Raw genomic sequence first — 25,540 nt, 5'->3', positions numbered from 1 at the left:
TCAAATTTAAAACAACTAAATCCTCAAACCAAACCACCCAATAAGCCATTAAAACAATTCAATAGCCAACAACACAAATCTAAAGCATAAAAAATAATACATAAAACTAAAAAAAATTAAAAATAAAATAGAATAACCAATAAATAACTAAAAAACGCATAAAACTAAATTTTATAAAATAATAAAAATAACAATAAATACTCTATCTAACCAGCACAAATTAATTAAAAATTTTCACAATAAAAACATAAACAACTAAAAACTAGAAATTTAAAAACCATAAAAAATAAAATAACAAACCTAAGAACCATAAAAAATTTAAAAATAAAAAGCACTATAAATTAAACTATAAATTAAACTATAAATTAAACTATAAATTAAACTATAAATTAAACTATAAATTAAACTATAAATTAAACTATAAATTAAACTATAAATTAAACTATAAATTAAACTATAAATTAAACTATAAATTAAACTATAAATTAAACTATAAATTAAACTATAAATTAAACTATAAATTAAACTATAAATTAAACTATAAATTAAACTATAAATTATGAATAATTAAGAACTACAAGAAAGAAACACAAGAAATATAATCTAAAATAATAAAAATATAAAAATAATGTCACAAACAAAAATATCCAAAATAAAATAACCCAACTAAAACCCAAACTAAGCAAATAACTAAATTTTATAAAAACTAAAATAATAACTAACAATAAAAACAAACGTAAGATTATGTATAAAGTAAGAATAATAAGAATTAACAAGTCCGCAATGAGCTACTTTCCCCCTGCCAGTAAGGCGTAGTATCATCACCCACGATGTGCTTAGCTTCTTGGTTCGGGATGGGACAAGGCGTCTCCACATCTGTATAATCACGGACATTGTTATTTAAATATTCTTTTAAAAATTAAATTATAAAAATAATAAATTTAGATTATAAAATATCTTTATTTTATGTTTAAATATTTAATTAAACTAAATCACTTTATTATCTTTTTAAGAATACTTAAAAAACAATGTTAAGAGCAAGTTCTAATATAAACTTTACTTGTAAGATTTTATAAGCTAATATAGTTTTCATATAAAAACACTCAAAGCTTTATTAAAAACCTTAACAAGGAAGTGATGCTTATAAAAAAGATAAGCCAAACGCTCTATTAGTACTGGTCAGCTAAAGGACTTTCATCCATTACACACCCAGCCTATCAAACTAGTAGTCTTCTAGAGAGCTTAGAGAAGATTCATCTTAGAGTTGGCTTCACGCTTAGATGCTTTCAGCGTTTATCCGTTCCAAACTTAGCTACGCTGCGATGCTCTTGGCAGAACAACAGCTACACCAGTGGTTTGTTCAACCCGGTCCTCTCGTACTAGGGTCAAATCTCTTCAATCTTCTTACGCCCACGGCAGATAGGGACCGAACTGTCTCACGACGTTCTGAACCCAGCTCGCGTACCGCTTTAAATGGCGAACAGCCATACCCTTGGGACCTGCTCCAGCCCAGGATGCGATGAGCCGACATCGAGGTGCCAAACCTCCCCGTCGATGTGAGCTCTTGGGGGAGATCAGCCTGTTATCCCCGGGGTACCTTTTATCCTTTGAGCGATGGCCCTTCCACACAGAACCACCGGATCACTAAGACCGACTTTCGTCTCTGCTTGACTTGTATGTCTTGCAGTTAAGCTGGCTTATACCTTTATACTCTACGAACGATTTCCAACCGTTCTGAGCCAACCTTTGTAAGCCTCCGTTATTATTTGGGAGGCGACCGCCCCAGTCAAACTACCCACCAGACATTGTCCCACTTGAGGATAACTCAAGCTGGTTAGCTACCCAAATAAGAAAGAGTGGTATCTCAACAATGGCTCATAATAAACTGGCGTCTATTACTCAAAGCCTCCCACCTATCCTGCACATTCTTATCCAAATAGCAGTGTCAAGCTGTAGTAAAGGTCCACGGGGTCTTTCCGTCTTGCCGCGGGTAGGAGGAATTTTCACCTCCACTACAATTTCACTGGATCCCTCTTTGAGACAGCTCCCATCTCGTTACGCCATTCATGCAGGTCGGTATTTAACCGACAAGGAATTTCGCTACCTTAGGACCGTTATAGTTACGGCCGCCGTTTACTCGGGCTTCGATCAAGAGCTTCGCTAATGCTAACCCCATCAATTAACCTTCGAGCACCGGGCAGGCGTCACACCCTATACATCCTCTTACGAGTTAGCAGAGTGCTGTGTTTTTGGTAAACAGTCGGGAGGGACTCTTTGTTGTAAGTTTCTTTGCTTTCGAAGTAAATTCTAATACAAAGCGAACCACACCTTATACCGAAGATACGGTGCTATTTTGCAGAGTTCCTTAAAGAGAGTTCTTCCACGCGCCTTAGAATACTCATCCCACCCACCTGTGTCGGTTTACGGTACGGGCAACATTAGCTAAACTTAGAAACTTTTCTTGGCTCGACGGCATCAGCAATTCTCCTATCCATCCGAAGACTTCAAAGAGCCTTTAAGATCTCGGAGTATTCTTATACGGATTTGCCTGTATAAGCTCCTACATCCTTAGACTAGCACTTCCATCCGCTAGCTTGCTTAGCCCTAAGCGTCCTTCCATCGCACACTAATGTTGGTATTGGAATATTAACCAATTTGCCATCGTCTACCCCTTTCGGACTCGACTTAGGACCCGACTAACCCTACGATGACGAGCATCGCGTAGGAAACCTTGGGTTTACGGCGTTAATGATTCTCACATTAATTATCGCTACTCATGCCTGCATGCTCACTTCTATTCGCTCCAGCACTCCTTACCGGTATACCTTCGACGCAAATAGAACGCTCTCCTACCACTTAGTAAAACTAAGTCTATAGCTTCGGTGCTTACTTTAGCCCCGTTATATTTTCCGCGCAAAATCACTAGACCAGTGAGCTATTACGCTTTCTTTAAAGGATGGCTGCTTCTAAGCCAACCTCCTGGTTGTTTAAGTAACTTCACATCGTTTTCCACTTAAGTAAGACTTGGGGACCTTAGCTGATAGTCTGGGTTGTTTCCCTCTTGACGACGGATTTTATCACTCGCCGCCTGACTGCTGTGATTACATATAAGGTATTCGGAGTTTGATAGGGTTTGGTACATTGGTGTATGCCCTAGCCCATTCAGTGCTCTACCCCCTTATACTACGACACAACGCTATACCTAAATATATTTCGGAGAGAACCAGCTATCACGAAGTTTGATTGGCCTTTCACCCCTATCCACAAGTCATCCCGGGGCTTTTCAACGCCTATGGGTTCAGTCCTCCACTAGTTCTTACACTAGCTTCAACTTGCTCATGGATAGATCACTTCGTTTCGGGTCTGCAGCATCTGACTTAAGCGCCCTATTCAGACTCGCTTTCGCTACGGCTTCGCGTGTGCTTAACCTTGCCAGACACCACAACTCGCAGGCTCATTATGCAAAAGGCAGTCCATCACACTGTATTGCTACATAGTGCTCTGAATGATTGTAAGCAAATGGTTTCAGGTTCTATTTCACTCTGATCACCTCAGTTCTTTTCACCTTTCCCTCACGGTACTTGTGCACTATCGATCTGGTATTAGTATTTAGGGTTGGATCGTGGTCGACCCAGCTTCAGACAAAATTCCACGTGTTTCGCCCTACTCAGGATACTGCTAGCTAAAGTTTGGTTTTCGTATACGGGACTATCACCCTCTATGGCTACACTTTCCAGAGTGTTCTACTAACCTTACTTATTGCACATTACAGTCCTACAACCCCCAGTGCAAGCACTGGGTTTGCCCTCTTACGCTTTCGCTCGCCGCTACTGACGTAATCTCTATTGATTTCTTTTCCTGAGGGTACTAAGATGTTTCAATTCCCCTCGTTCGCTCCATTATGGTAGTATATATCTCTATATACTGGGTTGCCCCATTCGGAAATCTACGGATCAAAGCTTCTTGACAGCTCCCCGTAGCTTATCGCAGTCTAGTACGTCCTTCATCGCCTTTACCAGTCAAGGCATCCACCATTCGCTCTTAGTAGCTTACCTTTTTTACCTTTTATTCTAAAACGCATCACTTCCTTGTTAAAGTTTTTATAATAAAACCTTACTATCTCAAGACGGAAAGCATTTAAACACTTAATAACTAAATATAGCTAATAAGCTGTGAGTTTAAAACTTATCTTTAATCTTTAAAGACTAAAGCAAAGATAATAATAATTTTATTCTTTAACAAGTTCTGTAAAATTGTTTTTATTAAAACTTGCTTGTGACTCTTAACAATGATAATTCAAATAACTTTAAATAACTAATCTAATATATAAAATATTTTATTATTTATTTAATTTAGGTCTTAAAACCTAAAGTAAGTAAATTAATAATTAAAATATTTTTATTTATAAATATATTTAATATACTTACTTTAAGTTTTAAAACTTATATATTTATATTGCAAACAAATCTTTTTTATGGTGGGCCTAACAAGACTTGAACTTGTGACCTCACCCTTATCAGGGGTGCACTCTAACCAGCTGAGCTATAGGCCCTTAATAATGGTGGAGAATAGCGGGATCGAACCGCTGACCTCCTGCGTGCAAAGCAGGCGCTCTCCCAGCTGAGCTAATTCCCCATAAAGAACTTAAGAGAAAAAGTTCAACTAGTTAAAGCACGCAGTTCATAAAGCAACGTAGTACTTTATGAGAAAAGCTAAAAAAGCAAAGCAGTTTGCTTTTTCTTAACGCTTTTATGTGCAAAGCACACACTCTCCCAGCTGAGCTAATTCCCCAAAATTAGCTTTTTCATCAATCTTTGAAATCTAAACAAGGATGATTGAGTTTATTGAAGTAATAGTTGTGAGACTTATTACTTTAGTACTCTAGAAAGGAGGTGATCCAACCGCAGGTTCTCCTACGGTTACCTTGTTACGACTTCACCCCAGTCGCTGATTCCACTGTGGACGGTAACTAGTTTAGTATTCCGGCTTCGAGTGAAATCAACTCCCATGGTGTGACGGGCGGTGAGTACAAGACCCGGGAACGTATTCACCGTAGCATGGCTGATCTACGATTACTAGCGATTCCGGCTTCATGCTCTCGAGTTGCAGAGAACAATCCGAACTGGGACATATTTTATAGATTTGCTCCACCTCGCGGTATTGCGTCTCATTGTATATGCCATTGTAGCACGTGTGTCGCCCTGGGCATAAGGGCCATGATGACTTGACGTCGTCCACACCTTCCTCCTCCTTACGAAGGCAGTCTATTTAGAGTGCTCACCCGAAGTGTTAGCAACTAAATACGTGGGTTGCGCTCGTTGCGGGACTTAACCCAACATCTCACGACACGAGCTGACGACAGCCGTGCAGCACCTGTCTCTAAGTTCTAGCAAGCTAGCACCCTCATATCTCTATAAGGTTCTTAGGATATCAAGCCCAGGTAAGGTTCTTCGCGTATCTTCGAATTAAACCACATGCTCCACCGCTTGTGCGGGTCCCCGTCTATTCCTTTGAGTTTTAATCTTGCGACCGTACTCCCCAGGCGGTATGCTTAATGCGTTAGCTGCATTACTGAGATGACTAGCACCCCAACAACTAGCATACATCGTTTAGGGCGTGGACTACCAGGGTATCTAATCCTGTTTGCTCCCCACGCTTTCGCGCCTTAGCGTCAGTTAAGTTCCAGCAGATCGCCTTCGCAATGGGTATTCTTGGTGATATCTACGGATTTTACCCCTACACCACCAATTCCATCTGCCTCTCCCCCACTCTAGATTACCAGTTTCCCAAGCAGTTCAACGGTTAAGCCGTTGGATTTCACAAGAGACTTGATAATCCGCCTACGCGCCCTTTACGCCCAGTGATTCCGAGTAACGCTTGCACCCTCCGTATTACCGCGGCTGCTGGCACGGAGTTAGCCGGTGCTTATTCCTTAGGTACCGTCAGAATTCTTCCCTAAGAAAAGGAGTTTACGCTCCGAAAAGTGTCATCCTCCACGCGGCGTTGCTGCGTCAGGGTTTCCCCCATTGCGCAATATTCCCTACTGCTGCCTCCCGTAGGAGTCTGGACCGTGTCTCAGTTCCAGTGTGACTGATCATCCTCTCAGACCAGTTAAGCGTCATAGCCTTGGTGAGCCATTACCTCACCAACTAGCTGATACTATATAGTCTCATCCTACACCGAAAAACTTTCCCTACTCAACTTGTGTTAAGCAGGAGTATAGAGTATTAGCAGCCGTTTCCAACTGTTGTCCTCTTGTGTAGGGCAGATTAACTATACCTTACTCACCCGTGCGCCACTAATCCACAACTAGCAAGCTAGTCGCTTCATCGTTCGACTTGCATGTATTAGGCACGCCGCCAGCGTTCACTCTGAGCCAGGATCAAACTCTCCATAAAAAAATAATTGGATAAGTTTAATCTTTTTCTTCAAAGAAAAAGTTGATTGTGTAAGATTTAAAATAAATCTTTCTGGCTCAATCGATCACTTATTTAGATTTCAAAGATTGACTAATAAGATTTGATTAACAATATTAATAATTTAAAGAACAAATACTAAAAAATTAAGACAAAAAGTCTTAGCTTTTTAAAATCCTTTTGTTTAAAAAGGAAATGAAATTATAGCAATAAAAGCTTAAAGTTTTATTAATATAGATTGGGTATTTTAAAGAAATTTGTTTTAGGATGAGTTTAGATTTGTTATTATGTGTGGTGTTAATGTGTAAATTTATGATTGAAAAAAAAAAGGGGGGGGGTATATTGGTTTATATATGTAGTAGAATTTTTAGAAAAAATAGTGAAAAATAGGGAGGAAAAAAGATAGAGAGATTTTAAGATGTGTATTATGATATGCAATATGCGGAATATGAAGTTTTGGAAAAATATGGAAAAAAGGTGATGAAGTAAAATAAATTTTAATCTATTGTATTTGATTATGATATATATTCATATGGCGACCCCTAGAGGATTTGAACCTCTGTTATCACACAGAGAGAGTGACGTCCTGAGCCACTAGACGAAAGGGTCAGTAAGTGGTGTCCCGTGTTGGATTCGAACCAACGGCCCCCTCCTTAAAAGGGAGATGCTCTACCGGCTGAGCTAACGAGACAATGGCGCGGCGGACGGGGCTCGAACCCGCGACCTCCGGCGTGACAGGCCGATATTCTAACCAGCTGAACTACCGCCGCACCTGAAACAATAAAAGAATGGTGGTCACTATAAGACTCGAACTTATGACATCCACCTTGTAAGGGTGGCGCTCTACCAACTGAGCTAAGCGACCATAAAGATTTTAGTGGTGTCCCGTGTTGGATTCGAACCAACGGCCCCCTCCTTAAAAGGGAGATGCTCTACCGGCTGAGCTAACGAGACAATGGCGCGGCGGACGGGGCTCGAACCCGCGACCTCCGGCGTGACAGGCCGATATTCTAACCAGCTGAACTACCGCCGCACCTGAAACAATAAAAGAATGGTGGTCACTATAAGACTCGAACTTATGACATCCACCTTGTAAGGGTGGCGCTCTACCAACTGAGCTAAGCGACCATAAAGATTTTAGTGGTGTCCCGTGTTGGATTCGAACCAACGGCCCCCTCCTTAAAAGGGAGATGCTCTACCGGCTGAGCTAACGAGACAATCAGAAAACGAAATTATGCCAAAAGAATATTCTTTTGTCAAGATATAATATAAAATTTTGAGCATATTTTTTAATATGCTCAAAATTTAGGCTAAATCTAAAGATACTTTTCCATTTTTGATTTCTGCAACTTTAACTTTAATTTCATGCCCTACCTCTAACTTTTCCTTAATCTTAGAGTTATGCAACAAACCATCCACGCCTTCTTTAAGTTCTACAAAAACTCCAAACTCTACAACTTTTTGAACTCTTCCTAAAAATTCTTCTCCAATATCAAATTTAGGCATTTCTTTTTTATCGCGCCTTTTGTTAGAACCTTTAGAGTGAAGTAAATTTAATATATACTCTTTACTTTGAGAAATCAAATTATGATCAATTCCTGCTATTTTAACCTCACCTTTATCTCTATCTAAATCAATATTTACCTCGAATTTTTCAATGATATCTTTAATGGTTTTACCACCTTGTCCTATGATATCAGGAATTTTATTTGGATCAACATTGAAAATTTCAACTTTTGGTAAAATAGCCTCATTTACGATGATTTTTTCACAAGCTTCTTGCATTAAATTTAAAATATATCCTCTTGCTTCTTTAGCTTGATATAACGCCTCTTGTAATACTTTTTGTTCTATACCGCCAAGCTTTATATCCATCTGCAAAGCAGTGATTCCATCATGGCTTCCTGCTACTTTAAAATCCATATCTCCATCATGATCTTCAAGTCCCATAATATCGGTCAAAATAGCATATTTTTCTTCTTCAAAAACAAGTCCCATCGCCACACCTGCGACTAGTTTTTCACTTTTTACTCCTGCAGCTCTTAAAGCCAATGCACCGCCACAAACAGTAGCCATAGAACTAGAACCATTACTTTCTAAAATTTCAGAAACCAAACGAATTGTATGAATATAATCTGCATCAACACTAGGATACAAAGCTCTTTTTGCCAAATTTCCATGGCCAAGCTCTCTTCTACCAGGGGCTTTTATAGGGCTAGCTTCGCCCACCGAAAAACCTGGAAAATTATAATTAACCATAAATTTTTCACAAATTGGGTTTTTTTCTGTAAGCATATCTGACATTTGCGCATCATTATCATTTCCTAAAGTTGCAACAACTAAAGCTTGAGTTTGCCCTCTAGTAAAAAGACAAGATCCATGTGCACTTGGTAAAATATTTGTTTCTATGTCTATTTTTCTAACATCCTTTAAACCTCTACCATCTGCTCTTTTATTTTCATTAATAATTTGGTTTCTAACAAGTTCTCTTTTGCATACATGTAAAGCTTTTTCAATATCTTCAAATTTCCATTCGTTTTCAATAGCCATAGATTCGCTTTCAATCTCTTTTGCAATTTGTAAAATTTCACTTGCCCTTTCACTTTTTGCCATTTGATTAATAGCAATTTTGAGTTTTGTTATATAAGTATTTTTTATATAGTCAATAATTTGAATATTATCTGACTCTATTTTAAACTCGAGTTTAGAATTTTTCCTATAAGCAGCAAATGCTTTTTCATATTCATTCGAGCCACGCAAAATTGCGCTGCTTGCAAAATCTAAAGCCTTGAGTGTATCATCTTCACTAAGCTCATTCATGCAGTGCTGATTATCTTTTTTATTAGATAAAGCCCTCATTTCTATCATTAAAAGTTCGTCTTTAACACCTGCAACATAAAGATCAAGAGTGCTATTTTTTAACTCATTATTGCTTGGATTTAAAACAAATTCATTATTTATACGACCTATTCTTACACCACAAACAGGTGCTTTAATAGGGATATCACTTAAATATAAAGCAACACTTGCAGCATTTAAACTCATCACTTGTAAATCTACTTCAGGATCAGCAGAAAGAACCATTATAACAATTTGGGTTGGATATGCATATCCTTTTGGAAAAAGAGGTCTTAGACTTCTATCTATAATCCTAGCGCTTAATGTTTCACTGTCGCCCGGTTTGGTTTCTCTTTTTACATAACCTCCTGGAATTTTACCTGCCGCATAAGCTTTTTCTATATATTGCACTGTAAGAGGTAAAAAATCCTCTTCCACCATTTTTTCTTCTCTTGCTACAGTTGCTAAAACTACTGCATTTTTTTCTTGCATTAAAACTGCACCTGCTGCTTGTTTTGCCACTTTATCGGTATCAAATATTTCAATGTGGTTATTAATATTTATTTCATGTCGCATGATTTTCCTTTAAATTTTTATCATAGGCAAAACCAAATAAGCTTTTTAAATTTTAAAAACTAAAACTTAAAAAGCCTGTTTTTATTTTGCCTATAAATTTATATCTAAACAACTTGTTGCTCAGGTATAAATTTATTTTTTTAAAGGTAAATAATATCTACTTTCTTCTAAGATATCTAAAATTTCGTGAGCTTGCAACATCGTTTTATTTTTAAAATAAAACTCAATATCTACAAAATGATCAATTTTTTGCACGCAATAAACCTCATCTGCAAAAACACTAATATAATCATATACGTCACTTGGCATTAAAGCGGTGGCATAAATAATACTACTAACCTCTTCTTTTAACAAACTTTTTATACATGAAGAAGCAGTAATTCCACTCTCACACCCCTCATGCAACATTAAAATATTTTTTCCTTTTAAATCTTTTAAAAGATTACCTTTTCTATAACGGTATACATTCTTTAAAATTTTTTCTTCATAAGTCCTATTTGCCTCACCATAAATATAATCTAAGCTTATATCAAAAGCCTTAACCAAGGCTTCATTGTAAACTAATTCTTTTGTTTCGCTAATCATAGCTATTTGACATTCATCATTATTAGGAGCTTTGATTTGCTCTGTAAATAAAAAATCATAGGGTATTTCTAATTTTTTTGCCAATGCATCAACAAAAACTATAGATTTTAAAGAAGGAGTAATAATGATATAATCTTTTAATTTATTTAATGGGAGTAAATCATATAATCTTTCAAGTGCTTCTTTTTCATCTTCAAAAAACATTATATAGACCTTTCATTTTCTTCCAAAGAAAAATCATAAGATACACCACCCAAAGGATAAAAATTAAACATAAAATATACACCGCTTTGATCTTTAGCGCTAATCCCACCGCTAGTAAGTTTAGGTGAAATATCCTTACGGTACATCAAAGAATAATTCCAACACTTTCTTTGATAAGTATAACCTACCTCCCATTTTTCAGGATCTTTATTTAAATCAAACCACAAACCACCAAATATTTGATAGTTAGTATTTATATCATACTGAGCTTTAGTTCCTAAAAAATTATATTTTTCTTTTTCATATATTCTATAAGCATGATTTAAACTAACTTTCCACTCACCATAATCAAACAAGGCTTCACTAAATACTTTATCAAAGCGATTATCTACCCCTGAATATTCTGCCTCATTTCTTAAACTTATATAATCATTATAAAAATATTCCACAACATTGTCAAAACCACCAAAACTACCTTCTTTGGTAAAATATTTAGCCTTTAAACTATGATATAGCTTTTTTTTACCTAAAGCACTATAAAAATACTGATACATCGAAAAATTAAACTGTTCAGGATCATCTTTTAATTCTATAAAATCTTCTGTAATTTTACCTGATTTAGCCCCGGGTATAAAATAATTAGCACCTAAATATAAGGTATGATAAAAATTTTCATAAGGTTTAGAAAGATCTGTATATAAAGAAAAATTATGTGAATTTCTAAACAAGTGCTCTTGATTTTTACTATCTGTATTAGAATAATCTACAAAATTTGCATAAACTCTTTCTGTAAAGGCAAAATTTAAAAAATCATCCAAAAAACTTGTATGATAAATTAAAGGTAAATCAAAATCTAAAGTTTTAGCATAAATACCCGTATGTCTATAATATCTATGAAAAGAAGCATCTAAGCTATACTGTATATAGTTATCAAAAAAACCATTTAAATATCTATGATACTGAAAAGAAGGGTATTCTTGCATGGTATCTTTGTTGCTAATTTTAGAAGTATCTATATAATACTTCGCATAAGCACCATAATAATTATCATCATCAGATAAGAAATAATTTATTTTTGAGGTAACCAAAGAAGCTTCAGTTTTTGCACTAGAGCTTAAGTTCATATAATCTACATCATTTAAATAAGTAGCATCAATCCATAAGCCTTCTTGAAATTCATCACTCAAAAGACTCTTGAATAAAGCTTCGCTTGAATATTTAATCTCTAAACCATAATGTTCTTTGTTTTTTAAATTTTCTTCTTTTTTATAGCTTGATTTTTCTCCAAAAATACCACCGCTAATTTCACCTTGAGAATAAGGACTATCAATAAATCTTAAAGTTGAGTATAATCCATAGCCTCTTTTTGTCCTAATTTGAGGTTCAAATTGAATATCTACACTATCATCAATAACATAATAGATTGGTTGGTTATAATATAATCCCTCGCTTTGTTTTAAAATCACCTGAGGAATTAACAAACCACTTTTTCTTTTGGTATCTACGCTAAAGCCAAAATACGGCAAATACATCACAGGGGTATTTTTTACATATAATTTTGCATTATAAAGATGTAAAAAATTACTCTCTTTATTTAATTTACCCTCATCAAAACGAATTTCCCAATCAGGATTTTCAACATTACAACTAGAAACAACCGACTTTTTAGTTACAACAAACTTATCATTTAAATTTGCTTGATGACATTGCAGCCAAACCTCTAAATCATTATTTGAAAAAAATAAATTTTTAAAAGCTGTTGTATTATCTTTAAGATTAATTTTAGTATAAGTAGAATTAGTTCTTTCTTTTTGCCCTCGTAAGATATTTACATCACCAAACAATTCTAAATCTTTAGTTGTTTCATTAAATTTAGCCTCGTTTGCGGTTATTAAATACAAATCAGAAACTACAACCACATTATTTTTTGCTTCTATAATATCATTTGTTTTTACAACATCTAAAGCATAAATATCTACCTTAGAAGCATATAAACTCCCTACGCAAGCCAAAGAAAGCAATATTTTACGCAAGATCTATCACCACTGTTTTGGCTGCATAATCATGCCAAGTTTTCAAAACAATATTACTCAAAGCCCAAGCAAATCCTAAACCATACAACATATCACTAATTTGTCTTACACCTGCTCTTAAAGCGCTTTGAGTAAAATTTGGCTTATCTAGTAATTCTTGATCAATCACCATGATCTTCAAAAGCATTTTTCCTAAAGTTGCACCATATAAATAAGTAAATAAACTATGGTATGCAAACTGTAAAATCAAAATCCCACCAGCAAAACGCATTAAAAGATTATGAATTTCTTCATAAGTTTGCATAGAATTAATTTTATCAAGCAAAATAATACTTACAATGCCCAAAATTACAAAACTATCAACAACATAAGCTAAAAATCTTTTTTTAAAACTTGCTATTTTTATTTCTTCTTTTTCTAGCTTATCAAATAATTCTTGATTGGTGCTCATTTAAGAACCTGAAAGGCAATATCTTTTCTGTATTGTTTTCCTTTAAAATGGACATTTTCACAAAGCATATAAGCATTTTTTTGAGCTTCTTCAATGCTTTTGCCAGTTCCCACGCAAACCAACACACGGCCACCACTGGCATATAATTTATCATCTTCTAAACTCACACCAGCATAAGAAATATGAGAATTTTGAGGAATATTTCCTATTTCGATCAATGCTTTTGGGGAGTCCTTGTAAGGATAATTTTTGCTTGCACAAACCACACCCACAGCAAATTCATTTTTAATTTTTATATGAGTATTAGCAAGATTTTTATTCACACATGCTAAAAACAAATCCAAAGGATTTTCTATTAAAGGCATCAAAACCTCACATTCAGGATCACCAAAACGCACATTATACTCTAAAACATAAGGTTTATTATTTACAACCATCAAACCTATAAACAACACTCCAACAAATTCAGCACCTTCTTCTTTCATGCCTTTAAGAGTTGGCGCCACTATATCTTTCTTCACTTGCTCTAACAAACTTTCACTTGCTAAAGTACTTGGAGCATAAGCCCCCATACCACCTGTATTAGGCCCTTTATCATTATCTAACAATCTTTTATGATCTTGTGCCGCAGGCAACAATATAAAATCATTTCCATCACAAACCGCAAATACGCTTAATTCAAAACCATCAAGATATTCTTCAATCACAACAATTTTTCCAGCTTCCCCAAAGCTTTCTCCACTTAGCATATTTTTAGTAGCCTCTAAAGCTTCTTCATGGCTTTGCGCGATAATCACCCCTTTACCTGCGCATAAGCCATCTGCTTTTACAACAATAGGAGGTGTTAAAGATGTGATAAATTTCTTAGCTTTTTCATAATCAGTTGTGTTTAAAAATTTAGCTGTTTTGATTTTATATTTTTTTAAAAAACTCTTCATAAAAGATTTTGAAGCTTCCAACATAGCAGCAGCTTTAGTAGGCCCAAAAATAGCGATATTGTTTTCTTTAAAAAGATCTACTATACCCTCTGCTAAAAAATTTTCACTCCCGACTATACAAAGATCAATCTCAGATGCCTTTGCATAAGCTGTTATAACTTTAGGGTCTTTCATGTTAAGATTTGTTCCTATTTTAGCAGTAGCACCATTTCCTGGAGCAAAATAAAATTCTAAATTATCATTTGTTTTTTGAAGAGCCAAAGCAATAGAATACTCCCTAGCACCGCTTCCTAGTATTAAAATTTTCATTATTTTCCTTAAAAATATTACAAAAACCCAAATGGCCGGAGTATAAGTGTCTGACCCTCAAAAAGTCAAAGTATGCCATTAGGTGATTTTTAAAGGCTGCAGCTTCTCGCTTTTTTCAAAACTCAAACGAAGTCACAGAACACGGTAAATCACACATCACAGCTTATAATTAATGTGTTGGATCCTCTTTAATACCATATCGAACCATTTAGGCGGTATAATTATAGCTAAGAAAACTTAAAAATAGCGTTTAAAAGGTTTTTATAAAATCTTAAATTTTGTCTTAGAATCTTTCTTTAAAAAATATTTTCCTTCCAAAATAACATCAGCAACAGGCGCCCATATAGTCTTTTCATCAACATAAACTATATCAAATTCAGTGTTTTTCATTAACCCTTGGTAATTTACTTTCTTAGGTGCATGCTTAACTACATAATAGGGATTCATTGCAAAAATTTGAATCTTCATATTAACATATAAATCAGGATTAGAAGTTACAACCAGGAAATTCTTTTCACATTCTTTTTTCACTTTCTTTACATATGAAAATAATAATTGATCATTTGGGTTTAAAGCATGTTTGTTTAGTCTGTTTAAATAAAGCTCAGCAAAAGAAAGCGTACAAAAAGAAATTTCACTTGCTGTTTTAAAATAAGAGTTTTTAATGCTTGTTGATTTTAAAGATTTTTTCCAAATTTCTATGTCTAGTTTTGTTGCGCATATATTTAAACCCTGCTTAATCTTTTCAAAAAGCTTTTCTCTTGCCATATTAAAACTATTACTAAAAATAGTAAAATTTTTTTCATAGAAAGATTTTTTTATCAACTCTAGTTTTTCTACGCTTTTAGTAAAATAATCAGCTTCATTTTTTAATTCTATTAGTTTTTGTTTTTTATCTTGTATCACTTCTTCTAGTTCATGGTGTTTTTTTCCACCCTCTGCTTCTAATCTTGCTTGTTTTGATTTTATATCTGTTATTAAAGTACTCATTTGACGATCAAGCGCTAATTTTCTATTTTTTCTGTTATCAATTGAAGCCAAAAGCGCTTGATAATGACACTGATGAGATAAAAAAACCTCTTCATATAAGCGTTCCATATTGATATGCTTTTGCTTGTCTTTCATATCTTTATATGACATTTCAAGGTGTACTATGATATTTTTCATTGCAGAAAAATCAGCTTGATTGATAGTATTATCCGAAAATAATAAAGTATCCAAAGCCTTATATAAAAAACGCTTCATAGCAAAAAAATCAATAATATATGACACCTCATCTGTATTAATGTCTTTTACTGCATTAATTGACAAGGTTTCATTATAAAAATACCTTTGAATGGCTTGTGGAATAGTTAAATTTAATGTGATTTTATCAAGATTATCATAATCTGTTTCTCTATAAAGTTCTTGAACATAAGCATCGCGTCTTGTCAGTCTTAAATCTTCTAATTCATCATCACTATCTGTTTTCCAGAAATCTCTTTCCTTGATAAAGTCACCATCTGTAAATTCTTGAAATTTAGAAGGGCGCAAATCGGTAATATGCTTTCCATCGGATCTAAATTCGACAAACATGCCAACCGTTGGCATACTTCTTTTATCATGCCATGCGTGTTTATTAAATTCAAAAAATGTTTTTGCAAGATTGATTACTGTTCCTCTTCCAGTAGCATCCACATAAACCATTATTTTTCCGTGCATATCCAAATCCTTGATCTAAAGAAAAATTCAATTCTTATTCTAACTTTGTTTTCATAAATTTACAATTATATTTTAAAATTTCACAAAATAAACATCTTTAGGTAATTTATTTATGTTTTTATATCAATATTTTAAAAACCCAAAACAAACAGGTGCATTTTGCGCAAGCTCTAAAAAATTAAGCAAACTCATAACTTCTCATGTCCAACATGCAAAAAATATCGTTGAAATAGGACCTGGTACGGGAAGTTTTACAAAGTATATTCTCAAACAAAAAAGCCATAATGCAAGTTTTTTTGCTGTTGAAATCAATCCACACATGGCAAAAAAATTAGAGCAAAATATAAAAAATATAGATATAGAAATTAGCTCAGCAGAATTTTTACCAAATATACTAGAAAAAAGAGCAATCAATACTGTAGATTTAATTATTTCAGGAATTCCTTGGGCTTTATTAAATTCCAATGAACAGGATTTATTACTAAAATCTATTCATGGGGCTTTAGAGAAAAATGGGTGCTTTGCAACATTTGCTTATGTACTTCCAACCCCAAAAGGCAGGGTTTTCAAGAAAAAGCTTTTTGCTACTTTTAGCAAGGTAGAAATTTCACCCATCATTTGGCGAAACCTCCCTCCTGCTTTTGTTTATTTTTGTACCAAATAATTATTCCCACTCAATAGTTGCTGGTGGCTTACTGGAAATATCATACACCACGCGGTTAATCCCATTTACTTCATTGATAATACGGCGTGAAATATTTTCTAATAATTCATATGGTAAATGAGAAAAAGTGGCTGTCATTCCATCGCTTGCATTAACAACACGCACACAAACTGCATTATCATAAGTTCTATTATCGCCCATTACACCAACACTTTGTACATTTAAAAGCACACAAAAAGCCTGCCAAGTTTTATCATACCAACCACTACTTTTTAGCTCTTCTATCAAAATCACATCAGCTTTTCTTAAAAGTTCTAAACTAGGCTCATTTACCTCACCCATTATACGTATAGCAAGGCCTGGCCCTGGGAAAGGATGGCGATAAACTACATCTTTACTTAAACCAAGCTCCATTCCTAAAGCTCTTACCTCATCTTTAAAAATTTCTTTTAAAGGCTCAATGAGTTTTAAATTCATCTTTTCAGGCAAACCGCCAACATTATGGTGAGATTTTATAGTCTTGCTAGCCCCAACAACAGAACTTTCAATAATATCAGTATATAAAGTTCCTTGTGCTAAATATTTTACATCTTTATGTTTTTTAGCTTCTTCTTCAAAAACCTCTATGAAAGTATTTCCTATGATTTTTCTTTTTTGCTCAGGATCTCTCACTCCTGCTAAACGACTTAAGAAAATCTCTCTTGCATCAATGCTAATTAAATCAATACCCAAAGTGTGTTTAAACATATACTCAACTTGCTCTTTTTCGCCACTTCTTAAAAGCCCATTATCAACAAACACAACCACAACTTGATCTTTTATCGCACTAGCAAGCAGTGCAGCCACCACACTACTATCAACCCCGCCACTTACTGCACATAAAACTTTATCATTTCCTACTTCCTCTTTGATTTTTTGCGCTTGAGTTTTTGCAAAAGATCCCATATTCCATACACTATCACAATTACATGCATACTTAGCAAAATTTTTCAAGATGCTTTTTCCAAATTCGCTATGTTGAACTTCGGGGTGAAATTGTAAAGCAAAAAATTTACGCTTCTCATCTCCAAATACACAAAATGGACTATTTTCACTAGTCGCTAAAACCTCAAAACCTTGTGGTAAATTCTCAACCTTATCAGAATGGCTCATCCATACTGTTTGCTTTTTAGGTAAATTTTTAAACAAATCACTATCGTTTTGAATATCTATAGTTGCTTTACCATATTCTTTATGGCCTGCTGGAGCAACATTTGCCCCAAAATGATGCGCCATTAATTGCATACCATAACAAATTCCTAAAACTGGTATATTTAAATCAAAAACACCCTTATCACAAAAATAAGCATCATTTGCATATACACTAGCTGGCCCACCACTTAAAATAATACCCTTAGGCTCTTTAGCTTTAATCTCATCTAAACTTACATTAAAAGGTAAAATTTCTGCATACACACCTTGCTCCCTTAATCTTCTGGCAATGAGTTGTGTGTATTGTGAACCAAAGTCCAAAACCAAAATATCTGCTTTTTTCATCTAACTCCTTTACAAATTTAACAATTGAAATTGTACATACCAAACCATAATAGATATTATATAACCAACCAAAATCGTCCATGCATATTTTAAATGAGCATTAAAAGTATAAATTCCCTTCATTTTACCCATTACTCCTACTCCAGCAGCTGAACCAAAGCTTATCAATGATCCCCCTATTCCTGCTGTAAGAGTTACTAAAAGCCATTGAGTATCATCCATACTTGGATTTGCCTTTAATACTGCACTCATAACTGGAACATTATCTACAATAGCAGATAAAAATCCTACTCCTATATTAATACTAGTAGCTCCAAATTTTGCATAAAGATCAGAAGCATATGCAAGCCAACCAACAAAATGTAAAGCACCTACAGCAGATAAAATACCAAAGAAAAATAATAAAGTATCCATTTCAATATGCGTCATATAATGAAAAATATTTAAATCTTTTTTGCCTTGTTTTCTATTGAAAAAATACATATACAAACTAAGCAATGAAAGTCCAAAAATCATACCCCACATTGCAGGTAAATCACAAATACTATGGATAAATACTGCCAAAGCTATAGTTAAAAAACCAAGTACAATAAAAACTTTACCACCTGGTTTAATCTCAACTTTTTCTAAATTATCTTTGTGAAAATTTGGCTTAACATTAGGCACATAACGCGATAATAAATAAGCAGTAAGCAACCAACCAATAAAAGAAGCAGGAAAAAGAGCAAAAAATTCAAAAAAAGTTGCTTTTTTAGCTGTCCAAACCATCAAAGTGGTAATATCGCCAAATGGCGACCAAGCACCTCCTGCATTAGCAGCGACTACTATATTAATAGCTCCTGGTATTAAAAATTCTTTTTTATCTTTATCTATAGTTAACAGCACAGTAGATAAAATCAAAGCAGTTGTAAGATTATCTGCGATCGGGGAAATAAAAAAAGCCAAAATACCTGTTAGCCAAAATAACTTCCTATATGTATAACCTTTACTTACAAGTTTGTATTTTAAAGTTTCAAAAACCGATCTTTCTATCAACGCTTCTATAAAAGTCATAGCAGCTATTAAGAAAAAGACAATTTGCGCAATTTCTAAAATAAGATGATTTACACTTTCTTCAAGTATTTGTGTGTCTAGATCATTCATTACCATATATATGCCTATGATAACAAAAGATAAAGTACCTATAAATAAAGCAGGCTTAGTTTTATTGATATGATATTTCTCTTCTGCTGCTATAAAATAATAACCTAATATAAAAATTATTAAAATGCCTATACCTAAAGCACTAAAAGCTAAATTTAGCTCATGCGTTTGGCTGGCAAACAAAAAACTAACACCAAAACAAAGCAAAAAAAGCATTTTACTCATATTTCACTCTCCAAAGATTGGAATTTTTTTATTTGCTTTACACTGCCATTATTATCTTTTATCTCATAAAATGGAGCAGCTTTATAACCACATGCACTTAAAAATATTAATAAAAAAAATGTTACAATAATTAAATGGAAGTTGAAAATAAAATTAAAACAAGTCGTGATGTTATTGATATATTTGCTAATTCTAAAAAATATAAACATTATAGACCTTTAAAAGCACTTTTGCAATATAAAGAGTTTTTAAAACTGTTTAACCATAATCACCAACAAATGATTACTAAACTCTTTATAAAAAATAATACTTTGATTATTTTAGTTAAACACCACATTGCATATATGGAGCTTAATCACGATAATACCAAAAAAATGATTAAAAGTCTCATAAAAAACTATACTTTAGCTAAGCCAATGAGTAATTTTGCAAAGGTAGAAAACATAAAAATACTCAGCGATAAAAACTTTATTTCTAAAAATAATACTATTAATGAACATAAAAAAGCTCACCTAGAGCTTTCTAATGGGAATTTTAAAAATCATTTTGAAAATCCTATTTTACATAACAAATTTGAAGAACTACGAAAGCTTATAAAAAATGCTTGAAAATGAACTCAAAACCTTGCCAAATTTACCTGGTGTATATCAATACTTTGATATACAAGGTAAGCTTTTATATGTAGGTAAGGCCAAGAATTTAAAAAACCGTGTTAGAAGTTATTTTAACTTCACTCCTAATCTTTGTCCAAATCCCAACAACAGCTTAAGAATTCAAAAAATGATTAGTCAAACTTATCATTTAGAATTTATCACCACAAAAAGTGAGGCTGATGCTTTAATATTAGAAAATTCTTTTATAAAACAACTTCATCCAAAATATAATATATTACTAAGAGATGATAAAACCTATCCTTATATTTATATAGATTTAAATGAAGATTTTCCAAGATTTGAAATTACAAGAAAAATTATCAAAAAAAATAAAATAAAATATTTTGGTCCGTTTTTTAAAGGAGCAAAAGAGCTTTTAAATGCTTTGTATTTATCATTTGAACTAAGACAAAAAAAATCTTGTAAAGAGCTTTGTCTTTTTTATCAAATTAAACGATGTAAAGGTCCATGTGAGCAAAAAATTTCTAAACAAGAATATGAAAAAATTGTCCAAAAGGCTACCCAAGCTCTTTTAAATCCCTTATCTTTAATAAAAAATTTAGAAAATAAAATGCTTGAATATGCAAAAAATGAAAACTATGAAGAAGCGGCCACTATAAGAGATCAAATCAAAACAATAGAAGATTTGAGCGTAAAAATACAAATAGACCTTGCAAAATTAGAAGATTTTGATGTTTTTGCCATACACCATAAAGCAAATATACTCTCTATGGTGCGTTTTGTTATAAATAATGGCAGGATAATCAGTTCAAACCATAAAGTGCTAACTCTAAATCATCAAGACGAATTTGACCTAAATGCAATATATAAACAATACATATTAGAAAATTATACCCAAGATAGTCCAATAAATTCGACCCGAATCTATACGCATGAAGAATTTGAAGACATGAACCTTTTGCAAAATTTACTTAGTGAAAGGTTTTCTAAAAAATTTCATCTTAAAACTCCAAAACTTGGCGAAAAAAAAGCCTTATGTGAACTTGCACTAGAAAATGCAAAAATAAACATACAAAAGCACTTAAGAAGTGATGATTATTTATTTTTAAAAGAATTAAAAGAATTTTTTAACCTACAAAATTATCCTAATTATATAGAAATTTTTGACAATTCTCATATGCAAGGTGAAGCAAATGTCGGCGCTTTGGTAGCCTATAAAGATGGAAAATTTGACAAAAGTTCTTATAGACACTACCATTTATCCTATAAAAATGATTACGATCAAATGCTTCAAACCCTTAGCAAAAGAGCTTTGTCATTTGATAAAAAACCCCCGCCTGATTTATGGTTAATTGATGGAGGAGATGCTTTGTTAAAGCTAGCCAATGATATCATCAAAAGCTCTGGAGCAAATGTAGATATTTTAGCAATTTCTAAAGAAAAAATAGATGCAAAAGCTTACAGGGCAAAAGGAAGTGCGAAAGATAAAATTTATACCCAAGAAGGCAAAATTCAACTTTCTACTGATGATAAAAAATTACAATTTTTGCAAAAATTACGCGATGAAGCACATCGCTTTGCAATTAGTTTTCATCAAAAAACAAAAAGAAAACAAGATTTACAAAATTCTAGATTAATACAACTTGGAATTTCCCAAGGATATATTAAAAAATTTTTAGATTATTATGGTAGCTTTGATGAGATTAGCAAAGCTAGCTTTGATGAATTAAAAACACTTTCCAATACAAAAATAGCTAAATTAATCAAGGAAAATTTATGATATTATTTATTAGTGTTTTGACTTTAATTTTATGTTTTTTAAATTATTATTTTTTATATCCTATGGATCAAAAATTATTCTTCATTTATGCTTTTATAAGCATTTTGATTTTTATTATTGCCTGTATTTATATAATCTCAAAAAATCATAAAAACAAAAAAGATAAAGTCTTGATTCAAGAGATAGAAAAATATTTTTCCTTACCAAGATCAAATTCTTTAGAAGAATTAAAAGAAAATTTAAAATTATCATTTGATTTAATGGGTAAAAATTTACATGAGCAAAAAAGGGAAAATCTATATTTAGAACAAAATTACCAATATCTTGCCCACGGCTTGGGTTATCTATATCTAGATAATTCTGCTTATATATTAAAACCTTTTATCAATGATTATAAACCCAACTTAGAGTATAGACGCTTTAAAAACATACATGCGGGTATTATCAATGATAACAAAAATGAAAATTTTCTATTACAGTCTATTTTGCTTAAAATGGGTATTAGTAGTGAAATTTTATACAAACATAACCAAAAAGATAATAAGAATTATTCTTTTATCATTTCAAAGGAAAAAATAGATGATGTTTTAAATTTCACTTTTGAAAAAATTCATATTGAGGGGGTTGTTGATTTTTTGAATACTCATTTTACACAAGAGTGTTACATTGCAAGAGATTGTTATAATGTTTTAATTTTTAAATCTTCTTACTTTGAAAATGATCTTATTTTAAACATAACTAATCAATTTTGTTCCCATAATCAAACTATAGATAATTTAAGTGACTTTAAAAAGGCATTGCAATTTAGATTTAAATTAATTTTAGTAGACTATGAGGTTATAAAATTTGATCTAACACATATTAGTCAAATTTTACAAGAGTACAAGATAAAAAATCCACAAATTGTAATTTTGCTTTTTTCCAAAAACAGAGTTAAAGATTGTGATTTTGCAAATTTAATCTTAAATGATATCAATAAAAGCGAATGGTTAGCATTGTTAAAACAATATATCAATCAAGCCTAGTTCTATGATTTATAGCTTTATGCAAAGATATAAAATCAACATTTTCCAAGCTAACACCACTTGGAATACCTTGAGCTATTTGAGAAAAACTCAAATTTAAATCTTTTAATTTTTCTTCTACAAAAAAAACAATAGCATCAGAATTTAAACCTTGCGTGAAGGCAAAAAATATTTCTGTGGTTTTATTATGCTCAATCATACTTCTTAATTTTATAATATTTTCTTCACTTATATCATCAAGTACAAAATAAAGCCCATCATAACTTCCACTATCTTCTAAAACCAAGACATCTTTAGAATCTTGAACTATACAAATAATGTTATGATTTCTTTCTATATTAGAACAAACTTCACATAATTCATTTTCACTTAAAGCGCCACATTGTGTGCATTTTTTTATCATTCTAATTGATTCTTCAATATGATAAGCAAGCTTAGAGCCTAGTAAAGGATCTTTTATACAAACATGGTATGCAAGTCTTAAGGCAGACTTTTTCCCTATGGTAGGCAAAGCAGAAAAGGCAGATACTAGCTCGTTAAATTTTTCCAAGCCTTTCAAATTAATTTAACCTTGAAAAAACAATTTTAAAAGTATGATAGCCATCTTCATAGCTGTAAGTTAAATTATAACCGTGAAGATTGCAAATATTATTAATAATATAAAGTCCTAGCCCCATTCCCTCTACTTGAGTATTTTGTTCTCTCACAAAAGGTTTTAAATAATAATCAAAAGTTTTTTTAAGCTGCATCCCTTTGTTTCTAACAATTATATAATCCCCAGAGCATATAATCTCACACGCTTTATCATCTGAATACTTAATAGCATTATCAATTAAATTTTTAAGCATCAAAGAAAAGAGTTCTAGATCAGCAACTATCATAGTATCTTCTTTGTAGGAGATTTTTACTTTTTGATAAAAATCATCCCTCATTAAATAATCTTCGGCTTGCTCTAAAATCAAACTCAAATGATAGGTTTGCAAATTAAGTTGACAATTTCTCGATAAGACTTTTTCAATTTTCCCAAATTCATCAATCAACAATTCAAGTCTTTCAAAAATCGCCACTAGGCGATCTTTTTGCTTTTGATTATCTAGCATTTCACAAACTATTCTACCTTTACCAATAGGTGTTTTAAGTTCATGCATAATCATTCTTAAAAAAAACTGTCTTGATTTTACAAGTTCTTGAATTTTATTAATAGCATGATCAAATTCAAAAGATATTTCTGAAATTTCATCATTAATCTGAGAGTATTCAGATAAAGGTTCAATTTTACCTGCGCTAATATTTTTGATTTTCTTTTTTAGAATTTTTAGAGGCATTAAAGATCTTAATACTGAAAAATACAAAAATACAATCAAAATTAAACTAAAAAAGAAACTTAATAAAAATAAATATTCTAAACGCGTAGAAGCATTTAATTCATAAAGATGTTTTGTATTCAACCTTTCTACATAGAAAAAAATTTGATTATGATAAATAATAGAAGAAAAACTTCCATATAAAGAATTAATCCTAAATACTTTTTCACCTTTTGCAATGATATATTTTGCACTGCGCTCATTTTCAACCAACTTAAAAGACTTAGAAAGAAGATACTCATGTATTGAAAAACCTTCTTTTCTTTCTAGATTATATATTATTTTTTCTACAATTTCTTTTTGTCTTCCTTGCTCGTTAGTTAAATAAGAATCAATCTGAATCTTTCCTAAAAGCACAAACAAAGCACAAACAAATAAAAAAGCTGTTGCAAAAAGAACAGTGATTTTAAGATTAATAGTTACTTTCATCCTATTAATTTATACCCTATTCCTCTAACTGAAAAAATATGTTTTGGTGCTTTTGAGCTATCACCAATTTTAGTTCTAAGTCTGCCAATAATAACATCTAAGCTTTTAGAATCTTTATCCTTTAAGCTTTTGCAATGATATACAAGTTGTTCTCTGCTAACTGAAAAACCATGTTGTCTTATCATATAGCTTAAAATTTCATACTCAGCAGGAGTTAAAACCAAAACCTCATCATTATAACTTATCTCATGTCTTTTTTCATCAATTTTAAATGCCGAATTGATTATTTTTTCAGGAGTTTCATTGGTTCGTTTAGAACGACGAATCAAACTCATGATTCTTGCATGCATTTCTTTTGGATCATATGGCTTTGGCAAGTAATCATCTGCGCCTATTTGAAGCCCTACAATTTTATCACTCAAATCACTTCTAGCTGAAGAAATAATAATAGGAATACTATATTTTTCTCTTATTTCACGACAAACTTCAAGACCATCAAGTCCAGGTAAAGTTAAATCAAGAATTAAACAATCATAGTTTTTTATACCAGCACTCATTCCCAAATATGGATCTTCATAATTAGTAACTTTTATATTAAACTGGGCCAAATATTCTGCCAAAAACTCTGCAAAATCTGGATCATCTTCGATCATTAAAACATTAATCATCCCTACCCCTTTAGTGAAAATATGTTACGAACTTAACATTA

The 25,540-nt window shown here is 32.6% G+C and carries 15 protein-coding genes, 10 tRNA genes and 3 rRNA genes; 4 read left to right on the top strand and 24 right to left on the bottom strand.

Features of this window, described 5'->3' with window-relative positions:
* Positions 1–775: 775 nt before the first annotated feature.
* The 19 genes from rrf to CLLT_RS02535 form a co-directional block, all read right to left on the bottom strand.
* Positions 776–892, bottom strand: a 5S ribosomal RNA gene (gene rrf / locus CLLT_RS02625).
* Between the two features lie 256 nt (positions 893–1,148).
* Positions 1,149–4,055, bottom strand: a 23S ribosomal RNA gene (locus CLLT_RS02620).
* A 420-nt stretch (positions 4,056–4,475) separates the two neighbouring features.
* A tRNA-Ile gene (locus CLLT_RS02615) sits at positions 4,476–4,552 on the bottom strand.
* Positions 4,553–4,559: 7 nt separating this feature from the next.
* Positions 4,560–4,635 (bottom strand) — tRNA-Ala (locus tag CLLT_RS02610).
* A 250-nt stretch (positions 4,636–4,885) separates the two neighbouring features.
* A 16S ribosomal RNA gene (locus CLLT_RS02605) occupies positions 4,886–6,398 on the bottom strand.
* The 16S, 23S and 5S rRNA genes sit together here with 2 tRNA genes alongside, the layout of an rRNA operon.
* 551 nt (positions 6,399–6,949) lie before the next feature.
* Positions 6,950–7,025: transfer RNA gene (locus CLLT_RS02600), tRNA-Glu, on the bottom strand.
* A 6-nt stretch (positions 7,026–7,031) separates the two neighbouring features.
* Positions 7,032–7,107, bottom strand: a tRNA-Lys gene (locus CLLT_RS02595).
* Positions 7,108–7,109: 2 nt separating this feature from the next.
* Positions 7,110–7,186, bottom strand: a tRNA-Asp gene (locus CLLT_RS02590).
* 19 nt (positions 7,187–7,205) lie between these two features.
* Positions 7,206–7,281, bottom strand: a tRNA-Val gene (locus tag CLLT_RS02585).
* A 13-nt stretch (positions 7,282–7,294) separates the two neighbouring features.
* A tRNA-Lys gene (locus CLLT_RS02580) sits at positions 7,295–7,370 on the bottom strand.
* A gap of 2 nt (positions 7,371–7,372) precedes the next feature.
* A tRNA-Asp gene (locus CLLT_RS02575) sits at positions 7,373–7,449 on the bottom strand.
* Positions 7,450–7,468: 19 nt separating this feature from the next.
* A tRNA-Val gene (locus CLLT_RS02570) sits at positions 7,469–7,544 on the bottom strand.
* 13 nt (positions 7,545–7,557) lie between these two features.
* Positions 7,558–7,633, bottom strand: a tRNA-Lys gene (locus CLLT_RS02565).
* Between the two features lie 88 nt (positions 7,634–7,721).
* Positions 7,722–9,830, bottom strand: a complete 2,109-nt coding sequence (locus CLLT_RS02560; protein WP_074692948.1) for a polyribonucleotide nucleotidyltransferase — start codon at positions 9,828–9,830, stop codon at positions 7,722–7,724.
* A 132-nt stretch (positions 9,831–9,962) separates the two neighbouring features.
* A complete protein-coding gene (locus tag CLLT_RS02555; RefSeq protein ID WP_074692950.1) occupies positions 9,963–10,619 on the bottom strand; it encodes a phosphoribosyltransferase in 657 nt (218 codons plus the stop codon).
* Entirely contained in the window at positions 10,619–12,655 is a 2,037-nt protein-coding gene (locus tag CLLT_RS02550; RefSeq protein WP_049751999.1) for an LPS-assembly protein LptD, read from the bottom strand. Before CLLT_RS02550 ends, CLLT_RS02555 begins: the two co-directional genes overlap by 1 nt.
* A complete protein-coding gene (locus CLLT_RS02545; protein WP_012661236.1) occupies positions 12,645–13,103 on the bottom strand; it encodes an RDD family protein in 459 nt (152 codons plus the stop codon). The genes CLLT_RS02550 and CLLT_RS02545 overlap by 11 nt, the downstream gene beginning before the upstream one ends.
* Complete coding sequence (gene purD / locus CLLT_RS02540; protein ID WP_012661235.1) at positions 13,100–14,350, bottom strand: phosphoribosylamine--glycine ligase; 1,251 nt, start codon at positions 14,348–14,350, stop codon at positions 13,100–13,102. Before purD ends, CLLT_RS02545 begins: the two co-directional genes overlap by 4 nt.
* A 261-nt stretch (positions 14,351–14,611) precedes the next feature.
* Positions 14,612–16,051 carry a hypothetical protein gene (locus CLLT_RS02535; RefSeq protein WP_074692951.1) on the bottom strand — a complete coding sequence of 480 codons (1,440 nt, stop codon included), beginning with the start codon at positions 16,049–16,051 and terminating at the stop codon, positions 14,612–14,614.
* Between the two features lie 112 nt (positions 16,052–16,163).
* On the opposite strand from CLLT_RS02535, the gene CLLT_RS02530 reads away from it, so the two are divergent.
* The gene (locus CLLT_RS02530; protein WP_074692953.1) at positions 16,164–16,715 is read left to right on the top strand and encodes a class I SAM-dependent methyltransferase; all 552 of its coding nucleotides are present in this window, start codon (positions 16,164–16,166) and stop codon (positions 16,713–16,715) included.
* Here CLLT_RS02530 and guaA read toward each other — a convergent pair whose 3' ends face one another.
* Positions 16,716–18,251 carry a glutamine-hydrolyzing GMP synthase gene (gene guaA / locus CLLT_RS02525; RefSeq protein ID WP_012661232.1) on the bottom strand — a complete coding sequence of 512 codons (1,536 nt, stop codon included), beginning with the start codon at positions 18,249–18,251 and terminating at the stop codon, positions 16,716–16,718.
* 9 nt (positions 18,252–18,260) lie between these two features.
* Positions 18,261–19,619, bottom strand: coding sequence for a sodium:proton antiporter NhaD (gene nhaD / locus CLLT_RS02520; RefSeq protein WP_070256369.1), 1,359 nt, complete (start codon positions 19,617–19,619; stop codon positions 18,261–18,263).
* 134 nt (positions 19,620–19,753) lie between these two features.
* On the opposite strand from nhaD, the gene CLLT_RS02515 reads away from it, so the two are divergent.
* The 3 genes from CLLT_RS02515 to CLLT_RS02505 are packed head-to-tail and all read left to right on the top strand — an operon-like array spanning position 19,754 to position 23,038.
* Positions 19,754–20,227, top strand: a complete 474-nt coding sequence (locus CLLT_RS02515; protein WP_074692955.1) for a hypothetical protein — start codon at positions 19,754–19,756, stop codon at positions 20,225–20,227.
* Entirely contained in the window at positions 20,220–22,013 is a 1,794-nt protein-coding gene (gene uvrC / locus CLLT_RS02510) for an excinuclease ABC subunit UvrC (RefSeq protein ID WP_012661229.1), read from the top strand. Before CLLT_RS02515 ends, uvrC begins: the two co-directional genes overlap by 8 nt.
* Positions 22,010–23,038, top strand: coding sequence for a hypothetical protein (locus tag CLLT_RS02505; RefSeq protein ID WP_012661228.1), 1,029 nt, complete (start codon positions 22,010–22,012; stop codon positions 23,036–23,038). The genes uvrC and CLLT_RS02505 overlap by 4 nt, the downstream gene beginning before the upstream one ends.
* Here CLLT_RS02505 and recR read toward each other — a convergent pair.
* The 3 genes from recR to CLLT_RS02490 are packed head-to-tail and all read right to left on the bottom strand — an operon-like array spanning position 23,025 to position 25,499.
* Positions 23,025–23,603, bottom strand: coding sequence for a recombination mediator RecR (recR, locus tag CLLT_RS02500; protein WP_115613981.1), 579 nt, complete (start codon positions 23,601–23,603; stop codon positions 23,025–23,027). The genes CLLT_RS02505 and recR overlap by 14 nt on opposite strands.
* A complete protein-coding gene (locus CLLT_RS02495; protein ID WP_012661226.1) occupies positions 23,599–24,831 on the bottom strand; it encodes an ArsS family sensor histidine kinase in 1,233 nt (410 codons plus the stop codon). Before CLLT_RS02495 ends, recR begins: the two co-directional genes overlap by 5 nt.
* Positions 24,828–25,499, bottom strand: a complete 672-nt coding sequence (locus tag CLLT_RS02490; protein ID WP_012661225.1) for a response regulator transcription factor — start codon at positions 25,497–25,499, stop codon at positions 24,828–24,830. The genes CLLT_RS02495 and CLLT_RS02490 overlap by 4 nt, the downstream gene beginning before the upstream one ends.
* Positions 25,500–25,540: the final 41 nt, after the last annotated feature.

Origin of the sequence: Campylobacter lari subsp. lari (assembly GCF_013372185.1) — a bacterium.
GTDB lineage: Bacteria > Campylobacterota > Campylobacteria > Campylobacterales > Campylobacteraceae > Campylobacter_D > Campylobacter_D lari.
This window is presented reverse-complemented; position numbering and strand designations above follow the sequence as displayed.

Excerpts from the sequence above, each read along its gene's own strand:
- CLLT_RS02560 (WP_074692948.1), bottom strand. The coding sequence starts at position 9,830 with ATGCGACATGAAATAAATATTAATAACCACATTGAAATATTTGATACC.
- CLLT_RS02555 (WP_074692950.1), bottom strand. The coding sequence starts at position 10,619 with ATGTTTTTTGAAGATGAAAAAGAAGCACTTGAAAGATTATATGATTTA.
- CLLT_RS02545 (WP_012661236.1), bottom strand. The coding sequence starts at position 13,103 with ATGAGCACCAATCAAGAATTATTTGATAAGCTAGAAAAAGAAGAAATA.
- purD (WP_012661235.1), bottom strand. The coding sequence starts at position 14,350 with ATGAAAATTTTAATACTAGGAAGCGGTGCTAGGGAGTATTCTATTGCT.
- CLLT_RS02535 (WP_074692951.1), bottom strand. The coding sequence starts at position 16,051 with ATGCACGGAAAAATAATGGTTTATGTGGATGCTACTGGAAGAGGAACA.
- CLLT_RS02530 (WP_074692953.1), top strand. The coding sequence starts at position 16,164 with ATGTTTTTATATCAATATTTTAAAAACCCAAAACAAACAGGTGCATTT.
- guaA (WP_012661232.1), bottom strand. The coding sequence starts at position 18,251 with ATGAAAAAAGCAGATATTTTGGTTTTGGACTTTGGTTCACAATACACA.
- nhaD (WP_070256369.1), bottom strand. The coding sequence starts at position 19,619 with ATGAGTAAAATGCTTTTTTTGCTTTGTTTTGGTGTTAGTTTTTTGTTT.
- CLLT_RS02515 (WP_074692955.1), top strand. The coding sequence starts at position 19,754 with ATGGAAGTTGAAAATAAAATTAAAACAAGTCGTGATGTTATTGATATA.
- uvrC (WP_012661229.1), top strand. The coding sequence starts at position 20,220 with ATGCTTGAAAATGAACTCAAAACCTTGCCAAATTTACCTGGTGTATAT.
- CLLT_RS02505 (WP_012661228.1), top strand. The coding sequence starts at position 22,010 with ATGATATTATTTATTAGTGTTTTGACTTTAATTTTATGTTTTTTAAAT.
- CLLT_RS02495 (WP_012661226.1), bottom strand. The coding sequence starts at position 24,831 with ATGAAAGTAACTATTAATCTTAAAATCACTGTTCTTTTTGCAACAGCT.
- CLLT_RS02490 (WP_012661225.1), bottom strand. The coding sequence starts at position 25,499 with ATGATTAATGTTTTAATGATCGAAGATGATCCAGATTTTGCAGAGTTT.